This window comes from Synechococcus sp. 8F6 (assembly GCF_002252665.1).
Classification (GTDB): Bacteria; Cyanobacteriota; Cyanobacteriia; order PCC-6307; family Cyanobiaceae; genus Cyanobium_A.
Map to the genome: position 1 here is coordinate 1 of NZ_NQKZ01000057.1, position 1244 is coordinate 1244.

1 pseudogene is annotated in these 1244 nt (G+C 62.8%); it reads right to left on the bottom strand.

The window, feature by feature from the left end:
- Positions 1 to 18 precede the first annotated feature (18 nt).
- A pseudogene (locus CJZ78_RS14885) lies at positions 19 to 1160 on the bottom strand (ISAs1 family transposase).
- Positions 1161 to 1244 lie beyond the last annotated feature (84 nt).

Consider the following 1244-nt stretch of genomic DNA (forward strand, 5'->3'; position numbering starts at 1 on the left):
CAGGGCTGATTCAAAGTCTCAGCAAGCTTCGGGCTGGGGTTGCCGCCGCACCATTGCCAGCAGCGCCTTGATGTCGTGCATCACCGCCTGCAGGCCGGCTCGGATCGACTGAAATCCAGCCAGCCTCAGCAGGTTCATCGCTGCCGTGCGCAGGGTGGCCATCACCCCGGCACCGTTGCCCCGGTAGCGGTGGGCATCCTCGTGGAGTTGGGTGTCGCGGATCCAGTGCCAGCCCTCAATGCTCCAGCGGTCGCGTACCAGTTGCAGCAGTGCTTCTGGCGTAGTGCGCAGGCTCGTGAGAAACAAGTGGGTGGCGTGAAAGGGCTTGCCGTCACGGGTACCGCTGGCCGTGACTTCCACGATCCAGCTGCTGCCGATCCATGCCTCACGGATGTGCTCTGGGGCCGCTTTGGCGCGTAGCGTCCAGGTGATGTCACGGCCATGACCAACCTCGTGATCCGTTGCGACAAAAGGGATGTGACGCTTTCCCTGGAACTGAGATCGGATCTGGCGGTGCAGCGTCTTCTGGTTGGCTTTCACTGTCAGCAGGAAGTCGGCTCCCTGCTCCTGGAGGAGTTGAAAAACGGTTTCTGGGTGTGGAGCGCATCCGCCTGGATCAGCACACCGTCAAGATCGAGCTCGCCGAGCAGCTGTTTGAGTACCGCCCGTTCATGGTTCTCGCCGGTGGCGTAGCAAGCCTGGCTGATCGCGACACCCAGAGCGGCCGAATACAGCGTGACCTGGGCAATGAATGCGGAGCCCCCGCCGGCCGTGGGCTCGATCGAACCCCTCAAGGTTTTGCCGTCACACACCAGTTGATCGAGATCCGCTGCACCACCAGGGATCTGGGCGATCGTCCAGTCACGGATTGCGGTGCACAGGGCTGACACGTCCACCTGATGGAAGAAGTAGCGGAACGAGGAATCCGATGGTGGCCGCCGCAGCTCGATCTCCAACGCCTCGGTGAGCACGCCGTGGTGGCGGATGGCGAATCGCTCCAGATCCCGCAAGCTCTGGCAGCCACTCAGGATTCCCAGCACCGCCACCAGCAGCAGATACCAGGCCGGAAACCGCACGCCGCGTCGCATCCGCGCATCGGGGATCGACCTCAGGTAGCTGATCAGGTCGAGATCGGTTGCAGTGGAAGCGCTTTCAAGCACAAGGAGGGGGCGATTCCGCCGACCTCAGCCCATGCTGACAGCCCCGGCAAGGGACCTTGGGACAGACTTTGAATCAGCCCTGCC